12 protein-coding genes, 1 tRNA gene and 2 pseudogenes are annotated in these 19,871 nt (G+C 48.3%); 7 read left to right on the forward strand and 8 right to left on the reverse strand.

All coding sequences use genetic code 11. The features are described from left to right. Nucleotide 1: 1 nt before the first annotated feature. Nucleotides 2-2,371: a fimbrial biogenesis outer membrane usher protein gene (locus tag JFY74_14250; protein QQG27260.1), complete on the forward strand. Its 2,370-nt coding sequence runs from the start codon at nt 2-4 to the stop codon at nt 2,369-2,371. Nucleotides 2,372-2,375: 4 nt separating this feature from the next. Continuing rightward, a complete protein-coding gene (locus JFY74_14255; protein ID QQG27261.1) occupies nt 2,376-3,386 on the forward strand; it encodes a spore coat protein U domain-containing protein in 1,011 nt (336 codons plus the stop codon). On the opposite strand, the gene fadJ is transcribed toward JFY74_14255, so the two are convergent. The 3 genes from fadJ to JFY74_14270 form a co-directional block, all read right to left on the reverse strand. Next, nucleotides 3,383-5,587: a fatty acid oxidation complex subunit alpha FadJ gene (gene fadJ / locus JFY74_14260; GenBank protein QQG27262.1), complete on the reverse strand. Its 2,205-nt coding sequence runs from the start codon at nt 5,585-5,587 to the stop codon at nt 3,383-3,385. The two genes, JFY74_14255 and fadJ, sit on opposite strands and share 4 nt — an antisense overlap. Then, nucleotides 5,584-6,897 carry an acetyl-CoA C-acyltransferase FadI gene (fadI, locus tag JFY74_14265; protein ID QQG27263.1) on the reverse strand — a complete coding sequence of 438 codons (1,314 nt, stop codon included), beginning with the start codon at nt 6,895-6,897 and terminating at the stop codon, nt 5,584-5,586. The genes fadJ and fadI overlap by 4 nt, the downstream gene beginning before the upstream one ends. Before the next feature lie 263 nt (nt 6,898-7,160). Beyond that, nucleotides 7,161-7,457, reverse strand: coding sequence for a YfcZ/YiiS family protein (locus tag JFY74_14270; protein QQG27264.1), 297 nt, complete (start codon nt 7,455-7,457; stop codon nt 7,161-7,163). Nucleotides 7,458-7,971: 514 nt separating this feature from the next. Between JFY74_14270 and fadL the strand changes: the two genes are divergently transcribed. Continuing rightward, nucleotides 7,972-9,273, forward strand: coding sequence for a long-chain fatty acid transporter FadL (gene fadL, locus JFY74_14275; protein ID QQG27265.1), 1,302 nt, complete (start codon nt 7,972-7,974; stop codon nt 9,271-9,273). A 132-nt stretch (nt 9,274-9,405) separates the two neighbouring features. Here fadL and JFY74_14280 read toward each other — a convergent pair whose 3' ends face one another. The 3 genes from JFY74_14280 to mlaA form a co-directional block, all read right to left on the reverse strand. After that, the gene (locus JFY74_14280) at nt 9,406-11,316 is read right to left on the reverse strand and encodes a hypothetical protein (GenBank protein QQG27266.1); all 1,911 of its coding nucleotides are present in this window, start codon (nt 11,314-11,316) and stop codon (nt 9,406-9,408) included. 390 nt (nt 11,317-11,706) lie between these two features. Then, nucleotides 11,707-13,290 carry a malate dehydrogenase (quinone) gene (gene mqo, locus JFY74_14285; protein ID QQG27267.1) on the reverse strand — a complete coding sequence of 528 codons (1,584 nt, stop codon included), beginning with the start codon at nt 13,288-13,290 and terminating at the stop codon, nt 11,707-11,709. Nucleotides 13,291-13,647: 357 nt separating this feature from the next. After that, entirely contained in the window at nt 13,648-14,409 is a 762-nt protein-coding gene (gene mlaA / locus JFY74_14290; protein QQG27268.1) for a phospholipid-binding lipoprotein MlaA, read from the reverse strand. A gap of 704 nt (nt 14,410-15,113) precedes the next feature. Between mlaA and JFY74_14295 the strand changes: the two are divergent. Beyond that, nucleotides 15,114-15,497 (forward strand): annotated as a pseudogene (locus tag JFY74_14295) (hypothetical protein). Nucleotides 15,498-15,573: 76 nt separating this feature from the next. Next, nucleotides 15,574-15,648: transfer RNA gene (locus tag JFY74_14300), tRNA-Arg, on the forward strand. 142 nt (nt 15,649-15,790) lie between these two features. Here JFY74_14300 and JFY74_14305 read toward each other — a convergent pair. Both JFY74_14305 and JFY74_14310 read right to left on the reverse strand, forming a co-directional pair. Beyond that, nucleotides 15,791-15,937, reverse strand: a complete 147-nt coding sequence (locus tag JFY74_14305) for a hypothetical protein (protein QQG27269.1) — start codon at nt 15,935-15,937, stop codon at nt 15,791-15,793. A gap of 1,297 nt (nt 15,938-17,234) precedes the next feature. Next, nucleotides 17,235-17,873, reverse strand: coding sequence for a hypothetical protein (locus JFY74_14310; GenBank protein QQG27270.1), 639 nt, complete (start codon nt 17,871-17,873; stop codon nt 17,235-17,237). Between the two features lie 574 nt (nt 17,874-18,447). Here JFY74_14310 and JFY74_14315 point away from each other — a divergent pair. Together JFY74_14315 and JFY74_14320 are read left to right on the forward strand one after the other, a co-directional pair. Then, nucleotides 18,448-19,314, forward strand: a pseudogene (locus JFY74_14315) (DUF1738 domain-containing protein). 318 nt (nt 19,315-19,632) lie between these two features. Beyond that, nucleotides 19,633-19,869 carry a type II toxin-antitoxin system CcdA family antitoxin gene (locus tag JFY74_14320; protein ID QQG27271.1) on the forward strand — a complete coding sequence of 79 codons (237 nt, stop codon included), beginning with the start codon at nt 19,633-19,635 and terminating at the stop codon, nt 19,867-19,869. The last annotated feature ends 2 nt before the right edge of the window (nt 19,870-19,871 follow it).

Genomic DNA, 19,871 nt, shown 5'->3' on the forward strand with positions numbered 1-19,871 from the left:
TATGAAGTGTAAAACCATTGCCTTCCCCCTGCTTATATACGCTCCATTTGCGCTGTTTTATTCTGCGACGATTCTCGCGGAAGACTATACCGATCTTCCCGCGCCCCCCAGCGCCATGCCCTCGCTCAGCGAGTCCGTTTATTATTTAACGCTTTCCGTTAACGGACAGAGCGATAACACGGTTGTCCCTGTCACGTATCGTGCCGGGAGCTATTATGTGGATGCAGCAACGCTGCGTTCGAATCACATCCGCTTACCGGAGCAAAGTACGGGGCTGGTCAATGTTAGCGCTCTGCCAGAGGTGACTGCCGATTACGATCAGGCCATACAGCAGCTAAAACTCACTGTGCCCACACTCTGGCTACCAGAACAGTCCATTGAAGGCGGAGGGCAAGACATGGCACGTATCCCCGCCCACAGCAGCCCTGGATTGTTGTTCAACTATAACCTTTATTACACCTCATCCCGCGGCAATGCAGATTCACTCAACAGTTGGATGGAACAGCGCGTTTTCAGTCCCTATGGAACCTTATCCAACACGGGGATCTACTATTTCACATCAAGCGGCAATACCGCACAGCAAGGTGACTATCAGCGTTTCGACACCTATTGGCGCTATAACGATAACGAACGCATGCTCACCTATCAGGTTGGCGATCTGATCAGCAACTCCCTGACGTGGAGCAACTCGGTGCGCATGGGTGGCCTACGCATCGCTCGCAATTTCGCCCTCCGCCCGGATATCGTGACCTATCCGATGTTGCAATATACCGGTACGGCTGCCGTACCCAGCACGCTGGATCTGTTTATCAACGGCTATAAAGCGAACAGCACCAGCCTGAATGCTGGCCCCTTCACCCTTACGAATACGCCTTACCTTAACGGCGCAGGGGAAGCGACCGTCATCACCACGGATGCGCAGGGGCGGCAAGTTTCCACCACGATCCCCTTTTACGTCTCCAACTCGTTGCTGAGGGAGGGATTAAGTGATTTCGATCTGTCCGTTGGCGTGTTGCGTCAGGACTATGGGGTAAAGAATAACGCCTATACTGACGATCCTGCCGTTAGCGGCATCTATCGCTACGGGTTGACCAATAAACTGACGGTATCAGCGCATGGCGAAGCGGTACAGGATCTCTATCTGCTCGGCGCAGGGGCGGATTTTACCGTCGGCCGCTGGGGCACGCTGAGTTCGTCCTACAGCCAAAGCGAAAAAGAAGCCACCGGACACCAATACACTACGGGCTACTCCTACTACACCTCCGCGTTTGGCCTGAGCGTTCAACACGCTAAACGCAGTGAAGCCTACCGCGATTTAACCGCCGTACTCACGGAAGGTCGCCTCAGCCGGGAAAGCTATCAGGCAACGCTCAGCAGCCAACTCTTCGGTGAAGGCAACGGCTCATTCGGCGTGGGGTATTTCGATATCCGTACGTACGATTCAACCCGTACCCGCCTGCTGAATTTCTCTTTCAGCCGTCAGGTCTGGCAAGACAGCTCTATTTACCTCGCCTTTAACAAAGAACTGGGAGAAAACGGCTACAGCGCCCAGATCCAGTTCGTAATGCCTTTTGGTACAAACGGCAGCATTAATGCCGGCGTTCAGCGCGACAGCAATGGCGATTATTCACCGCGTGTCGGAGTGAACCGTACCGTGCCGACAGAAGGTGGATTAGGCTGGAACGCCGCGTATGGCGCAGGAAAAACCCCTTATCACCAAGGCTCGCTGAACTGGCGCGGCCCTTATGCCATGCTTGCTGGTGGAACGTATGGCAATGAAGGAAATACCACGCAGTGGGGGGAACTGAGCGGCTCGCTGATCTACATGAACAGGGGGCTTTTCGCCAGTAACCGTATCAACGACGCCTTTATTGTGGTCGATACCGAGGGATACCCTGACGTCCCGGTAAAATATGAAAACCAACTGGTGGGGAAAACCAACAAACGCGGCCATTTACTCGTGCCGTGGGTCGTGTCCAACTACCCCGCGAAAGTGGAAATCGATACGTTACAGCTGCCAGCCAACGTCGCCACCCCACAGGTGGAATCGCGCGTGTCGGTCAAAGAAGGCAGCGGCACCGTCGTTACGTTCCCCGTTCATGCCGTGCGATCCGCCAACATTAAGCTGCGCAATACGGATGGAAACCCGCTCACCATCGGCACCTGGATAACAGACGACGTCAGCGGCGACACCACCATCAGCGGCTACGATGGTCTGGTCTATTTCACCAATCTGGGAACGGCTAACCGCTTACGCTTTAAACAAGAGGACGGGCGGCTTTGCCGAGTGGAATTTTCACTGCTGGAATCACAGACCATGATGGCGACCATCGGCCCACTCACCTGCCAGACGATTGACCCAAAAGGATAAAATGATGCTGACCACGATACCAGCAATCCAGCACATCTTCCCCGCCAATCGGCGAGCCGCCCGCTGGCTGCGTCTGGCTTTCTTGCTGATGGCGCTATATTACGCCCCCTTTAGCTACGCCGCCTGTACCACGCCCCCCAGCAACACGACGCTGGGGCCTTATGGCTCGTCCGTGGTCGGCGTTAACGGCACGCCACAGGTCGTGGCATCGGGGAGTGGGTTTCGCTGCACGGGAAGTCTATTGAGTTTAGCCAGCACCAATACCATCATTGCGACGATACAGAGTGACAGCAACCCCAGCGGTACTACCATGCGGATGCGCAGAGGAACAAGCTCAGACTACGTTCCCTACAGCCTGTGTATGGATTCTGGCTGCGGTACACTCTATAACATCGGTTCAACCTATACCTGGAGCCGGGCGACCTTTCTGGACATACTCGGTCTGTTCAATTCCACTGACGGCACGATGCCGATCTATATCCGCACCAGTACAGGCAACAACGTTTCCGCTGGCACCTATACCGATACAGTGACCATCAAATGGGATTACCGGCTTTGTTCGCTGGGCGCATTAGGTCTCTGCGTTTACGAGGAAGGAACAACGACCTCGACCCTCAACATTACCATGAACATTACCAATGATTGCCAGATCACCAGTGCGCCGAATATCAGTTTTGGTACGGCGGCGTTTCCCGCCGATTTCGCGGTGGTCAGTAATAGCCTCGGCGTTCGCTGTACGCTGCTGGGGGCGTATACAGTAAAACTGGTCAGTACCCACCCCGACGATGCTAACTGGCGCAGGATGACGGCCACCGTCGGCGGCACGCCTTACTATTTGCAATACCAGCTCTATCGCACCGGGAACATCGCCTGGACCGAAACTAACGATTACAGCGGAATGGGGACGGGGATTACGCAGAGTATTCCGTACACCGCCCGGGTTAACGCCAGCCAGCCTAGCCGGCCATCGGGGACGTATAAAGACACTGTGACGATCAACGTCACGATCAACTAGTCTTCATTGGCTGGCGGATAAAACATCCGCCGGTCTTCCCGCATCGTGAGCAGACGTTCACAGGGTGCAAATCGATCGCCATACTGTTGTTGTAGCACCAGCAGCGTTTTCACTACCGTGTCCACCCCCAGACGATCCATGTAGTGGAACGGTCCACCGAGGAAAGGCGGAAAACCGATACCAAATACCGCGCCGATATCACCATCACGAGCGCATTGAATCACTCCTTCATCCAGACAACGCGCCGCCTCATTCAGCAGCATCATCACGGCGCGCTGGCTGATTAGCGCGGGGTCGATATGCGCCTTCGGTGTGACATCCAACAGTGGATAAACCGAGCTATCCACCTCTTTCCCCGTATGCCAGAAACGGCGCGTTTTATTGTACCGATAGAACCCTTTCCCATTCTTACGCCCTTTGCGCCCATCTTTCAGGATCGCATCAAACGCTGGTGGGGAGGTAAAACGTTCGCCCAGCTCTTCACTCAGCACGGGCACAATCTTGGTCGCGACATCAATACCCACTTCATCAAGCAGCGCGAGCGGACCGACGGGGAAACCAAAACGCACCAGCGCATAGTCAATCGATTCAACCGGCTCTCCTTCCAGCAGGCAGTATGCCGCTTCGTTGATGTAAGGCGCCAATATGCGGTTCACATAAAAACCGGCGCTGTCGCCCACGACGATCGCGGTTTTCCCCTGCTTTTTCGCCAGAGCCACCGTCGTTGCGACCGTCTCTGCGCTGGTGTGAGCGTGAGGGATAACTTCAACCAGCGGCATTTTGTCCACTGGGCTAAAGTAGTGCAGACCCACAACCTGTTGCGGACGGCGCGCGCCCTCTGCGATCTGGTGGATCGGCAGCGAGGAGGTATTCGATGCGAAAATCGTGTGCGGTGCAGCGTGCTCTTCAATCTCCGTTACCATTTGCCGCTTCAGCGCCAGATCTTCAAAAACGGCCTCAATGACGATATCTGCATGTTCAAAACCGCGGTAGTCCGTACTGCCGGAAATCAACGTCATCAACCGCTGGCGCTCCGTCGGCTTCATCCGCTTACTCTGAACACGTTTGGTCAGCAACTGCCAGTTGTACTTCAGCGCATGGTTAATGCCCTGTTCATTGATATCTCTAATGCGCACCGGCAACTGCCCGCGCGTCGCCGTAACGCTAGCGATCCCACCGCCCATTAGCCCACCGCCGAGAATACCGACGCGGTGGATCGACTTCACATCAGCGTCCGCTCCAGTGGTTTTCTTTAAGGCGTTAGAGGCAAAGAACAGATGGCGTAACGCGGCAGATTCCGGCGTCATCACCAGCTTGCCGAATGCTCGCGCCTCCTGCCGATACCCTTCTTCACGGCCTTTTTCGATTCCCCAGCGTACCACCTGAATGATCTTTTCAGTGGCTGGATAGTTGCCGTGTGTTTTCGCACGGGTCTTGCGTTTCACTACCTTGAAAAACAAATGACGAATGCCTGGGCTGCTCAACAGGCGTGAACGCCAACCCAGCGGCATCGCTTTTCGTTTTCCTTTTTTAAGTATGTCTACTGCTGTCTCCAGCAGGATATCGCGCGAGACAGCTTCATCAACCAGCCCTTGCCGTAACGCCTGACTCACTCGGAGATGACGACCGGTCAGAATAAGATCCAATGCGCTATCCAGACCAATCAACCGTGGCAAACGCTGCGTTCCCCCGGATCCGGGCAGGAGACCCAACTGCACTTCCGGTAGCCCTAGCACCGTCTTGTCATCCAGCGAACAGACGCGATAGTCGCAGGCTAACGCCAGCTCCAGTCCGCCGCCCAAACAGGCACCGTGAATCGCGGCCACCACGGGGAACGGCAGCGCGGCAATCTGATCGAACGTTTCCTGCCCTTGTTTAGCCAGATTCTCTGCCTGTTCGGCACTGCTGCACTGGTTCAACATGGTGATATCCGCCCCGGCGATAAACGAATCAGGCTTGGCGGAAATGAGAATCAGCCCTCGGAGCGTCGCATGCTGCCGCGCCTGCTCGAAGACCGAGAGAATTTGTTCTGCGAATTCACTTTTTAGCGTATTCACCTTCTCACCGGGGACATCAATGCAAATAACGCCGATATTGTCCGGCCGAATCGTTAGGGAAAAGGCTGAGGGGATTTCCGTTACGGGCGCTGTTTTTTCCGTTGCAGACGATGTTGTCACGGAGAAAGGCTGTTGATCGTTCATGGCGTCACCTCCAGTACCATTGCCGCACCCAGTCCACCAGCCGCGCAGGCGGTGGTTAACCCTAGCCCGCCGCCACGACGGCGCAGTTCATTCAGCGTTTGGGTAATCATCCTCGCGCCAGTGGCGGCAAAGGGATGTCCATAGGCAATGGAGCCCCCCAACACATTGAACTTAGCGCGATCCACCTCGCCCAGCGCGGCGTTTCTACCCAGTTGATTCCGGGCAAACTCATCGCTGGCAAACAGTTTGAGATTTGCCAACGTCTGGGCGGCAAAGGCTTCGTGCATATCAATGAGCGTCAGATCGGCCAGCGTCACACCAGCTCTGGCCAACGCCAGCGGGGAGGCATAAGCCGGCCCCAGCAACATATCACGCTGCACGCCGATGGCGCTGAATGCATAGCTGCGCAGGTAGCCCAGCGGTGTGAGCCCCAGACTTTTGGCCTTAGACTCACTCATCATCAACACCGCCGCCGCGCCATCCGTTAGCGGCGTACTGTTCGCCGCCGTGACCGTACCGTGTCGGCGATCGAACGCTGGGCGTAAGCGGGAATACTGCTCCAGCGCGGAATCATGCCGCACATTGTTATCTTCGCTCAGCGCCTTGTCATAAGGCGGGACATAAGCCGTCATGACTTCATCGCGCAGCACGCCGGATTCCCAGGCCTGAGCCGCCAGTTTGTGCGAACGGTGCGCCAGTTCATCCTGCTCTTCACGCGTGATGCCGTAGGTTTTTGCCATTTGTTCGGCGGTATCGCCCATGCGCAATCCGGTAGAATACTCCGCCACGGCGGGCGCAACCGGTAGCAGGTCTTTCGGGCGCAGGCCGCTTAACAGTTTCAATTTCTGGCTCAGTGTCCGAGCCTTGTTCATATCCACCAGCGTTCTGGCCAACGCTTTGCTGACGCCAATCGGCAGCACAGAAGAGGAATCTGCCCCGCCAGCAATGCCAACTTCCACCGTACCCGCCATAATGCTTTCCGCCACGTTGGCAACCGCCTGAAAGCTGGTGGCGCAGGCGCGCGACACGCTATAGGCATCGGTATGCACACTCATGCCCGTGCCGAGCACGATCTCTCGGGCGATGTTCGGCGCTTCAGGCATTTGAACCACCTGTCCGAACACCAATAGCTCGATCAGTTCAGGATCGATACCAGCTCGGACCAGCAATTCACTGGTGACGAGCTTCCCTAATTCGATGGCAGATACGCCATGATAGGCCGTTGCCTGCCGGGCAAATGGGGTGCGTAATCCGCTCACAAACGCGATGCGATCGCCACGCCGGGTTATCAGAGGTAATACCTCGCTCATAAACGCTCCTGTTAACCGAAAATATTCCCGTTAACTAAAAATAATGTACGCGCACAACAGGTCAGACCTGATTTCATTGTTAACCAGATAGTTACATTACGCAAAGCTGCGCAACACAAAAGTGTGACCTTTTGCGTTATAACTTTTTGCATTAATAAGTAATAAGCAGGAGTGAAAACAGCGAGATTTGAAGGGGGATAAATTAAACGCAGCTCAGGGCATGAAATAGACAGGAGCCGATCAAGGCTCCTGCGGGAGCATAGTTAACGCAGGCCGAGCTGGAAAATCATCGTTTCGGCCTGGCAGCTGAATGTGAAATCAATATCCAGTTTCACGCCGCCGTCTACGTCTTCCAGCATGCTGGTGATTTCGCAAGGGTCAGACTCTACCGCACGCGCTTTTTCCGTCAACGCGGACAGTGCCGCTTCCGCCTCAGAACGACCGCCGAAAACGTTGCTGTAAGACGCCGTGCAATCCGTGTTATCCATGATTGTGCCGACATCGACACAGCAGCAGGCTGCGGTTTCTTCAGCACTGCATTTGTTGATTACGTTCGTCATGCTACTTTCCTCTTAAGACTTAAGACGCGGGAGATATATACCCGTCATACTTCAAGCTGCATGTACGTTGGCTACGTTCACTCACCCGAATCACTTACTTATGTAAGCTCATCGGGACTCCCTCTCTTGCCACCTTCCTGCAACTCGAATTATTTAGCGTATATGATCAAGTTCAAATATTTTTATCTTCCTTATATTTTACTCCCTCATCCTGAAGCAGTGCTAGCACTTCATGCTGACCAGTAATTTTAGTGATATCAATCACATTATGGTGTTATGCGGCAGTAAAATTGAGTTATATCTCTTCACATAAATTAACCAAAACGTTAAGCAGATCTAAATTTTGCATCATTCTAGAAATATTTCGAATACACAAATGCAACATTATTGTATTCCCAACTTATACTTTGGCAACTGGTCTGATTTGTCAGGCTGAGTGCGCCCCCTACAATGCGCGTCCCTTGTTACCTCGTGTAACAACGTTAAATAACAAGCATATAAAGAGGTTTTGGTCATGAACCAGAAAAACCTGTTCAAACAATCCACAATTGCTGTTGCGGTGGCCCTGTTTTCAGCAAATGTGTCCGCAGCTGGTTTCCAGCTAAATGAATACTCATCATCGGGTCTGGGACGTGCGTTTTCTGGTGAAGGTGCCGTCGCTGATAATGCGACCTCCGGTAGCCGTAACCCAGCGACCATGACCATGTTTGACCGCCCGTCATTCTCCGGTGGTGTCACCTATATCAACCCAGATATCGATGTTCAGGGGAAAAACTCCCTGACTGGGCAAGATACCAGCGCCAAAAATATCGCGCCACACGCCTGGGTACCGAACCTGCATTTCATCATGCCGCTGAATGAACAGTGGGCGATTGGTGCTTCCGCCACCACTAACTATGGTCTGGCAACTAAATTTAATGATAACTATGCAGCAGGTTCTATCGGCGGAGAAACCGACCTGTTGACGTCAAACCTGAACCTGAGCGCCGCGTATCGCCTGAACCAACATTTCAGTTTTGGTTTAGGGGTTAACGCCGTTTATGCCGATGCCAAATTTATTCGGCGCGCTGGTGAACTGGCTAATGTCCCTGCCGGTGCGGGTGGCGCTCAGGGTGCCGTTGCTGGTCCGTCTTCAGAGATGGCTCGTCTGGAAGGCAAAGAATGGGGCTACGGTTGGAATGCCGGTATCCTGTACGAAATCGATGAAAACAACCGCGTCGGCCTGACCTATCGTTCCAAAGTCGATATCGATTTCAATGGCGATTACAGTAACCAACGGTCCGCTGGACCTGGTGCCCTCAATGGCGCAACAGTACCAGGTCAATTAACACTTAATCTGCCAGAAATGTGGGAAGCGTCTGCCTACCACCGTGTAGCGCCGAAATGGGCGGTTCACTACAGCCTGACCTACACCAGTTGGAGCCATTTCCAGGAGCTGAAAGCGACAGGTAACAGTGGCAACACGCTGTTCCAGAAAGAGGAAGGCTTCCGTGATGCCTACCGTATCGCACTCGGCACCACCTACTATTATGACGATAACTGGACGTTCCGTAGCGGTATCGCGTTTGATGACAGCCCAGTACCGGCCGACAAACGTTCTATCTCTATCCCCGATCAGGACCGTTTCTGGTTGAGCGCGGGCACGACCTATGCCTTCAATAAAGATGCGTCTGTTGATGTTGGCGTATCTTATATGCATGGTAAGCAAGTTGATATTAGCGAACCTATCTCTGATAGAGCAGGTTCTCCAAGTTACAACTTCAGCTCTAAAGGTAAAGCCTGGCTGTACGGCGTGAACTTTAACTATGCGTTCTAAATAAATATACACGCTCTACTCTCTACTACTCAGAACGTGATAAAGCAGGTAAGTCAACTTACCTGCTTTTTTATTGCCCTAATATAACAAGGCAAAGAACCTCAAAAGACCCGTGTCAGTCTCAAGATGCAACTATTGGTTATCACTAAATTTTTTAATTTTAAAAATTTCCCAAGGGCCTGGAGGAGTATATTGGCCATTTACAACCCCAGCACCATTAGGATTGAATTTGTCTATATTTGATCCATCCAAACGTAAATAAACATCCGGAAACTGCACTGATCTAATAGTAAAGTTTTCTTCACTATTTTTTTCTATATAAAATCTATCCCAAGGGCCGGGAGGAGTATATTGGCAATTAACAATCCCAGATCCTGAATAAATATTTTCGTTTACATTATTTCCATCCAGACGTAAATAAACATTAGGAAACGCTAAGGAACGTATTCGGCTAATATTATTCTCACCCGTTTCAATTGAAAATTTCTCATACTCTCCAGGAGGCCCATACTGTGCATTAACGGTGCCGAATCCTGCAGAATTTTGTTGGTTACTTCCCGAACCATCTATTCGTAAAAATACATTTTCGAAGTTCACAGATTCAATAGTGAAATATTCTTTACTCTGTTCAATGCGCTGTAATGTTACATTTGATGCAATAAATGCCAGTGCATTATCAACAAAATCATTTAGGAAAATTAATGGTAATTTTTTAGGTGCTATTTTGGCAGCATTACTTGATACCCACGGATAAGTTGCTTTATCAAAATTTAATTTTGTTGACATTAACACAGAAGACGCATCGCTGAGGGAGAGGAATTCAGAGATATACGCTGGTATGCTAATTGCACTAGTTGCCGTATCCTGAAGTTGAAGAACGGTATAGGCGTCTCCTGCTGGAGGCGTTGGTTTGATGCGTTTTAGCGCATTAATAATATTTTCTGGGTTTAATGTGCTGTAATCAGCATCGCTGTATGAATCATATTTTGGTGCTACATTCCAGTCTGCAATTTGATTTAGGAAAATTAATCGTTTATTTACAGAAATAAGGCCATCATAGCTCTCACCTAGATCTGATGAATTCCCTATTTTTATACTTTTGAACCTATCATTTACCGTGGATACAATTGATTCTAACTGTTCTTTTGTTGGTGGTATTATTGAGTCAGAGAAACCCTGTCCGTTCAAGCTGACTACAACAATCTCAGTTGGATTCTTTTCAAGCCATCCGAATATGTCAGTCAGGAAATCATTCAGGGAGTATCCCGGTATAATTGAATGAATATGATAGAAATCAGGCGCTACAGAGTTGAATGGGGAGGGAAGTTTTCCTGGCCTAAAATCAAAATAACGGCATCCTAAATTTAGCTGGGTCGCTATATCATCTTTTTGCGTAACAGCAAGCTTTATTAGTAATCGTCTAATTTTTGGCAGCCCTAAAGCCACTAAAACTGGAATAGTCACACCGAAAAAAGGCGCCAAAAAACCTAAAAATGCAGTTAACAGAGCGCTGTTATTAAGTATTTTATCCAAGGCTTTTAAATCGAAAGAGCCTGAATCATGAGAGCCAGCCAATGCAAAATTGTAAAATGGTGATGATTTAAAACTTGGATTTTTTTCTGCGGCTCTCCCCATCCAATTATTCATATTAACTGTCAGATACACATAAGTCTGATCCCTATTAGTTAAGCCAGAAGAACCAGAACCTGCATCGTAGAAACCATAAGATATTGCAGACGTTCTATTTATTATTGAAGGCGTTTTCATCATGTCTTCAAAGTCTCCACTCATATTGCCAGTGAGACCATTTATTTCAGCTTTGCGACTATGGGGAGGCGCACTGCCAATAACCCAAGAAAACGATCCTGTCACATGGAAAGGTAAATCTGTATTGACTTCAAGTTGATTAAATTGAAACAAATCGTTTGCAAAAAATTCTTTTCTAAAATCAGGATTTTTACTTCCTGCATCATATTTTAATCCTAATACACCAAGACCAAGACCATTAACATAAACACCAAAATCCACACCTTTACTTGGCATAATCGCTATCCTTAAAGAATATAATAACGTTGGTTTTTGAGAAGATAAAACACTACCCCAAAAAGAGGTAATTTAAGTTTTAGAGCCATTTTCAAAAAAAAGCAACAGACAAAATTTATTTTTTTAATGTTAAAAAAATGTGTGGTGGTGAATGAGTAATTCTGGATACAGGCAGGTTTTAGCTATGAGATAGCCTAAGCCACATAATCCACTGGCTGGAAGTCATGTAATACATCACTTATTTCGAAAAATTCGACAGAGCGTTACTATATCTAAAGGATTGATAAAATTTATTTTTCCTTATCGTAGTCCGACGAGTTACGATTCTTGAGTCGGCATGAAAAAAGGCCGCTTACGCGGCCTTACATTGTGTGCTCCGGTTAATACCGATTACTCAGGCTTAACCTCAATATAGTCCAGATCCAGCGTACTGCTGGTATAACTGCGGATTTTATTGGTCATTTCAATATTACCGTCCAGCTTCTGACCATAAGACGGAACAATCTCTTTCAGCTTGTTCTGCCATTCCGGCGTCGCCACTTTATCTTTAAACACTTTTTCCAGCAGGCTCAGCATAATCGGCGCGGCAGTAGACGCGCCCGGAGAAGCCCCCAATAGTGCCGCAATCGAACCATCCTGCGAACTGACAATTTCTGTACCCAGCTTCAGTACGCCGCCTTTGTCATCATCTTTCTTGATAACCTGAACGCGCTGGCCGGCAATCGCCAGTTTCCAGTCTTCTTTCTTCGCGTTCGGGAAGTATTCCTGCAACGAAGCGAAACGATCGTCGTCATCCATCATGACCTGACCGACCAGATATTTCACCAGATCGAAGTTATCCAAACCCACGTGCGTCATCGGCACCACGTTGGAGAAGGTCACGGAACCAATCAGATCCCACAGCGAACCGTTTTTCAGGAATTTGCTAGAGAAGGTGGCAAATGGCCCGAAGAGCAGCACGGGTTTACCATCAAAAATACGGGTATCCAGATGAGGAACGGACATCGGTGGCGCACCAACGGAGGCTTTACCGTACACTTTTGCCATGTGGCGTTTCACGATTTCCGGGTTTTCTGTTACCAGGAATTCCCCACCAACCGGGAAACCACCGTACAGATCGGCCTCAGGAATACCGGATTTCTGCAACAGCGGCAGCGCCGCCCCACCTGCACCGATAAAGACGAACTTCGCCTTAATCACGCTCTCTTTCTCGCCGTTCTTGAGATCGGCGTAAGTCACGCTCCAGGTGTTGTCCACGTTACGTTTGATATCACGCACTTCTGAATTCAGGTGCAGCGCAAAGTTGGGCTTGGCTTTCATTGCGCTAACCAGCTGACGCGTGATTTCACCGTAGTTCACGTCGGTACCGATAGGCATACGGGTCGCCGCAATCTTCTGAGCCGGATCGCGACCTTCCATCACCAACGGTGCCCACTCTTTGATCGTATTGGGATCGTCAGAGAACTCCATGCCACGGTACAGTGTGCTGTGCTGCATCGCATCATAACGATGCTTCAGGAAGGCTGTGTTCTCGTCACCCCAGACAAAGCTGATGTGCGGCACACTGTTAATGAAGGAGTGCGGATTATTCAGCACGCCGTTTTTCACCTGATAGGACCAAAACTGGCGTGAGACTTCAAACGCTTCGGTAATTTCCAGCGCTTTGCTGATATTGATTGGGCCGTCGGGATTATCCGGCGTGTAGTTGAGTTCCATGAAAGCAGAGTGGCCCGTACCGGCATTATTCCAGCCGTTAGAACTCTCTTCCGCCACATTATCCATACGCTCAACCATATCGATAGACCAATCTGGTTGCAGCTCTTGTAAATACACGCCCAGCGTAGCGCTCATAATGCCCCCGCCGATCAGTACCACATCCGTTGCCTTCTCTGTCGTTTTAGCCTCTTCAGCCATCGCCTGTGGGGCGCTAACCACCACGCTCAGGCAGAAGAACATAGCAAGTAGTTTTTTCATGCTTATATCTCTATTTTTATCAGTGCAGGTAAATAGGATTCCAGACATTCATTAACACACGACCGCACCACCATCAGTCAACGGCGTCATTTTTATGACCTTTTTGTTAATCACCTTGCTAACAAAAAAATCAGCGTGCTGACACATTTCAGCCATGATGGACATCAGTAGCAGTTAACGACGTTGCATTATTGTTATCTGACGAAAGGAAATAAATTTTAGTAAGTAAATAAATGGACAACAAAGTAATAACTTTTAAGAAACAAACCACAGAATCAGTAGGGTAAAAATAAGTTTAGCAGTGTTTTATAAAAGCAAAAGGCACCCGCAGGTGCCTGTAAAATGAGCGATACAGCACTATTTCGCTGAATCAATCTCGTCGAGCGAGTCTTCAATTGCTGCCGCATTCGGGTTCTTCTGTGGGGTGAGTTGCCCGTCACTGGCAAGGAAATCGTGCCGTTGGAAGTAGGCTTCACGCACCATCAGGTAAGGATCGGAAGAGTTACGCAACAACCCGTCGGAATCCAACAACTGTGCTCGCGTTTCTATCCCTTCGATAGCCCATTTACCCGCGGACATCCAGAACGTCAGATAGCTCAGCATCGGATACAGCGTATCCACTACGCCACCGCCGTCTTCACGAGGTGTCACGCTACCGTAGCCCGGCACCACCACATAAGGCCCGTAGCCCACGTCATAATGACCCAATGTGCTACCAAAGCGGCGAGACTCTTCTTTCGCCAGTTTCGGATTCGCCATTGAGGCCACGTCAATCAAGCCGCCCATCCCGAGCAAGGTGTTCAGGAAGAAGCGGTTAAAGTGAATCATCGCTTTATACGGCTTGCCTTCAACGAAGTAGTTCACCATCGTTGCAGGTTCTTCCAGGTTGCTGAAGAAGTTGCCCAGTCCGTTACGCGCGGGCGTCGGCACATAATCACGCCAGGCCACAGCTGCAGGACGCACCAGATAAGGATCCAGAACGTCATAGTTAAAGCTGAACATGGTACGGTTAAAGCCTTCAAGCGGATCAGAACGTCCTTCTTGAGCTCGATCCCCGGAACTGGCGCAGCCGATCAGTAACACGCTGGCAAACACCACCCCACTCAGGCGGTAATTCATATCTGTTCTCCCTGATTTATAGTGTGCTATACCCGTCATACTTCACATTGCATGTGCGTTGGTTACGCTATTCGGCACACTTGCATACACCTCGCCCCATTAGGGTCGCAGCAAGCAGCGCTCAAATCTGCCTCTGGCTGATCACTCACCCAAATCACTTACTTGAGTAAGCTCACCGGGCACCCTTCACTTACCACCGGCTCGTAACGCGAATTATTTAGGGCATATACCCGCGACCGAAAATAGGTATTCTCAGTATCAGCCCCAGCCTATCAGGCTGAGCGACAAGGACGGGATATCGGTCAATAGTGTAACATTTTATGGCCCCATCGCTACGTTGGCTTACGTATTAGTGCATTTTCAGAGGGTTGCCAATTTTTTTATGGGGGGCAACTCGAGGCATCGTTGCAGCACGCGAGCCCGCGTGGGCGACGGCACGGTATTTTCTTATTCCTCTCACAGCATAGCGCTGCCAACCGAAATCAGTGAATCACGCCACGCCATACCGTGTTGTAAAAACTGACGGCGCTTATTATCGGAGGAATCGGTACTTACCTTTCCACCTCAGCCAAGGCGCCAACCGCCCCTCTCATCGAAAGAATCGCTATGAATCCATCTTCAGAATCCAGGCAAAGTCAGCAAAAGAAAGAAAAGGACGTTGCAGCAGGGAGCTCTATGGGGAATCTCATTCACGGCAGTGCTTCCAGCCCACGCACCGCAATATCTATCGGCTTGGTCGATTATGGTTCGTCGTGCTGGCTGGTAACCTGATGGGTACAGTCTTGGCTGCCCTTACCTTATTGTGAGTTATCGTCATCATGACCTAGATGATTGCTTTCAGTTACACCGCCTACATCATGCCCAGTGCCTCAGAGATTTTCTATCTTGTGTTCATTGGTCACATACTTTGGCAGGACTTCATTTGGTCGTTTGCTCTGCCCACGCTGGCAAGGAATATTATCGGCGGCATCTTTATTTTTGCACTCATCAGCCACACACAACTCCGCAACAACATGAGCAGTTCATCCCACGGAAAACGCCAGAAGGTGCAAGGAAATGAGGGAGAAGAACATCGGCAGCAACGCTGATTGCCGATACTTTGAGCAAACACGCCGTTAAGTGCTTATTCTCAGAGCAAAAATGCGTATAATGGTTGGGCTTCACGTCCCCGTAGTTAAACGGATATAACAAGCCCCTCCTAAGGGCTAGTTACTGGTTCGATTCCAGTCGGGGACACCATTCGCACTTCCCGAAGCACTTATCAACTCTATTTTTATCATAAAATCATTAAGTTATATCAAAAATCTCGTCAACGGAAAACGACATCTTTGTATCAACAATAGGAAAAGCGGTAGACATGATGAATGAACAGATATCGAGTTTATCGCCAGACGTTGAGGAAGAATCCAGAGGAATAGCGTACGGAGGTGGAAAAAACGCCTGACGCATAGGGTAAAACAGTGAAATGCTGCGTTTTTAACTCCGCCACGAGCATGGTGCCAATTGCCGGAAATATATGGTTGTTCATGCAGGCAAGCCGTCGGGCGGCGTAGTTTTCCGAGCCATGGATTGTTGCTGCCACACCAATCAAGTGCGACGGTTTTAAAATATTTTTCAGGGGTGAGCGGCTTTTTCAGCGATGTGCTGCTGCACCGGGTTGATATGTCCTGTGTTGATTCTTTGCGAAGTACATCGCACTTTTGACGCACTTCAGACAGATTAATTAACAGACACGTGCCCAATGCAGGTTTCTTGGCAACCGAAATACTATCTGAAATACCAGAGGCACGAACCTGTCGGCTTAACACGAAGATACAGATCGTGAGAACCGGGCAGTTTTATGAGGTAACAGAAAGTTTTAAGGTGCAAATTTTTTTGTCGTTAAGGGAAATATATACCCTCTTTATTGAATCGGAAAGATCCTAAATCTGGCCACTAAATTCGCCCGATACGGAGGAGGAAAGTAATAATACATCGGGGAACATTCTCACACTAATCTGTTGAATCTAGAATAGATAGCAATTCGCAAGGATGCATAAGAACATAAATTTGGCTCCTCTGACTGGGATCGCCTTTGCCAGTAAATGGTTACTATTTAGGCTAAAGAAAAATCCACTTCCTGTCAAGGCCACCGGAATGACCACCTTTTTATTTTCCGTAAAGATTACCAGCCATTTTTATCGCAGTCATAGCTGCGAAAGATTTTAAATACTAAAATTATTGAAGCATAGGGCCTGGGAACACGAAACTGTATTACGTGTTATGGTTTCGTGTAATGATAGCCACAGCAACTCTATCGGATTCAGCCATTGCGAATAAGTAGTAACAGGAATTTCTTGTTTTTTCCAGTCAGCGCCCCACTTCGCGGCTTTTACTAATAATGTAGTTATTACTACTACCGTAAGTGTTTTGCTCGCTGGTATGCGCCTCTAATCTATTGATAAATAAATAGAACATTTGCTGCTGTCACCAACGTAATGGGCTTATCCTGTATCCGAATACAGTGCGCCTGCTTTGGTGCCATCCTTTACCATTCCCTTGGGGCATTATTGTAGTGACGTACTAAATTTGGCCACCTAAACAAAGGCGATGTACTCATCGCAGAACAATATAGATTACTAATGAAAAGAGGATATTTCAGCGCAGAATTCAAAGCAAATCTGTTCCGGTGTTTGTTACTCAAAATTACTCTTTTTCAGAGATAGCAAGTGCTATGAAAAGCCAACCTCTTGCTTGATAATTTACTCACTTTAGCCATGTCTTCACTATTGAACGAGAAGAAAAATACATGCTCTGTTTCTATAATCTCGAAAAATTAATTTTATTCAATAAAGTCGTTTAATAATTGAATCAAGAAGTTTTTGTTCGGCATTTTTCATTTTAACTAAGTTATTAGCTATCTTTATAAGCAGAGAGGAATTAGACGTAATATTATATTTAATAGCCATCTGTCGATTCAAGAACGCGTATTGAACAATGATTTTGCTAAGTGGTATTAACTGCTTAAGTTCGTTTATATTTTGGTTTCTAATAAGATAATTCAATAGTAATTGAACGACTTCCTTATTATTCCATAAAAGATGAAAAGGTCTAATATCAATGGTTTTTTTATGATAGTACGTTACTCTCCTTAGCATTTCGGTATAAACATTCATACCCAAAATACACTGTTCCCTCTCATTGCATAGAGATGTTTTCGCAGGATGAAAACCAAAGACATTATCAGCGATAAAGCTATCATTCATTTGTAATATATTTTGGCAATCACTGATAATGTAATCATTAATGATGTTATAAGTTTTACTATTAAAATCATCAACGGAGTTATTTGCGCAACGACTATTGAAGGCGATTAATGATGTCTTGCCGTCCTTCATTTTAATGTTTTCTTGTGAGCTTTTTAACTCGTCAAAAGGTATTTTAAAGTGAGCGTATTTTCCATTTTTGAAAGTTGTCGGATGCATGAAAATAACGCTGTTCTAAATTACATCCATATATCAAACAAAGATCGTGGGAGTAATGTTTTTTTAGGTATTTATCGCTGCAAGTAATATAATAATGATCTAGTAAAATAAAAATAAATAAATTTTTGTTTATTTTCTTACAAATGAATGTATCAATATTTGTAATTTCTTTTTGTTTAAAATTTGTGATGACTGATAAAATCCCCGCCTTTTCTAAAATCGGTAATTTAGGCACGCCACTAGGTTTTATGAAAAGGAAGAGGTTATTTAATTTTATTAAAGAAATGTTGCTTTCGTTTTCACCAGACAAAATGGAATATAATCAGGCACCGGCACTGTAGCAAGAGTTCACAGGATTATGATCGACTGCTAATATTATTTTATCTTTCATTCTTATTCCATAGTCGCTCAATAAGACTTAGATTTATAAAGTGATCTTATCCAGAAATAGTGTACACGCAGATAAGTGAGTAACTTTGAGGGATAGGGGTAGGCCATACTACTAATTCATAACTCGGGCCTGATCTAATACAGCTATTCAGTTTCCAAACCCACTTCACTGCTGGAGCAGCCAGGCTCCTCAAAAACGAAATTTTCCAAATCCAGAATAGATATTTATCAGACCGTCACCGACAACATCATTGCAGCACTTGAAGCCGGTGTAAAACCGTGGTCTTGCCCGTGGCAACGAGTGCCGGGTATGTCTGGGTTGCCTTCCAACTTCGCAACCGGTATCGCGTATAGCGGAATGAATATCATGCTGTTGTGGTGCAGAGCGTCAGAACAGGGCTTCGATGATTCACGCTGGATGACCTACAAACAAGCACAGGCAGTAGGTGGGCAGGTTCGCAAAGGCGAGCACGGCACGACAGCCATTTTCGACACAACCTTAGAGAAAGAAAATGAAGACGGAAAAATCGACCAGATCCCGATGCTGAAAACTTTCAACGTGTTTAACGTTCAGCAAATTGACGGCTTGCCTCTGACAACTGAAACCGTCAGCCCGGAAGCAACCTTTGGCCTGTTGCCGGAGGCTGAAAATCTGTTCCAGAAGAGCGGCGCAACCATCATTGAGAAAGGACAAAACGCCTTTTTCAGCCCCTCAACCGATGAAGTCTGGCTACCAGAGCGCCATCTGTTTTCAGATGCAGCTAATTTCTACGCTACTGGCTTGCATGAGCTGGTTCACTGGAGTGGTGGTAAAAAACGGCTTAACCGTGAAATGAAAGGGAAATTTGGCAGTGCAGATTATGCGGAGGAGGAATTAGTGGCTGAGCTGGGAAGTGCTTTTCTGATGGCAGATTTGGGGATTGTTGGAGAGGTGCAGCATGAAAACTATATTGCCTCATGGCTCCAGGCGCTGAAAAACGACAAGCGCTATGTTTTCAAAGCGGCCAGCACCGCCTCAAAAGCGCATTGTTATCTGATGGGTAAGATTTGAGTTGAAGATGATAAGCCGCAAAGGAGTGCGGCTTTACCCTTATATGGGGTAGGGAAGGTGACAGATGTTTAAATTTCCCTGCAAATTTTCCGGGCATCTGATGCCCGGAAAATTTGCAGGCTGCGGGTGCGGGCGGCAAAGAGCCCACGCATCCCGCAAACGGCGTTTGTACAGCGGTAATTGCTGTAAACGACGGCTCAGGTATGACGACTGACTGTGAAGTTTGCTGGACTGCAACGGTAGCCTAGCCTGTTTTTGGTGTTATGATAAGTGTATTATGCCGTGTAATTTGCACGTATTTCATGCAGGAGAGAAACCATGACCGCGAAACAGCGCAACACGCAGAGCGTGACCATGACAGTAGAGCGTGCCTTACTGGTAAGAGCGCGTGAAGCGGGTATTAATCTGAGTGCTACCCTGACAACCGCCCTGGATGCAGAGCTTCGCTATCATGAAGCGAAAAAATGGCAGGAAGAAAACAGGGAGGCTCTCGCAGCACTAAATCATTTTCATGATGAGCAGGGGTGTTTCAGCGATGAATACAGGGCGTTTTAACC

The organism is Pectobacterium carotovorum (assembly GCA_016415585.1).
Classification (GTDB): domain Bacteria; phylum Pseudomonadota; class Gammaproteobacteria; order Enterobacterales; family Enterobacteriaceae; genus Pectobacterium; species Pectobacterium carotovorum_K.